The 358-nt window shown below is 35.2% G+C and carries 1 pseudogene; it reads right to left on the bottom strand.

From position 1 onward, the window contains the following. A pseudogene (gene gerE, locus SB717_RS34210) lies at positions 1-128 on the bottom strand (spore germination transcription factor GerE); the annotation flags it as partial. Between the last annotated feature and the right edge of the window lie 230 nt (positions 129-358).

The following is a 358-nucleotide window of genomic DNA, read 5'->3' as shown; positions in this document are numbered from 1 at the left end:
ACTGTCTTTTCACTTATAAAAAGTTCACCTGCAATTTCCTTCGTTGTTTTATCTTGAACCAGTAATTCAAATACTTCTCTTTCTCTCTTTGTGAGTAAAGGTTTAGATTGATACGCTTTTTCCTTCAACTGGTATAACCCTCCTTGCTTAAGCCAGAGCTGTGTATGTGTAAGTTGGGTGTTTATTTAGTCAAGATATTGTATGAACGAAATGTGCAGGTGGTGAATGAAAATGGGCTTTATTTCCTATGTTATTTTAGACTTTTATACAGTGCGTACACTCCTTTTATCCACTTACTTTCCAACGCGCCATATTTGTTCTAGCAATATACTTACAACCGTACCTACAAATAAACCAT

Source organism: Priestia sp. SIMBA_032 (assembly GCF_046535215.1).
In the GTDB taxonomy this organism is placed as follows: Bacteria; Bacillota; Bacilli; order Bacillales; family Bacillaceae_H; genus Priestia; species Priestia aryabhattai.
The sequence above is the reverse complement of the archived record's forward strand: the minus strand, read 5'-3'. Positions and strand labels throughout refer to the sequence as shown.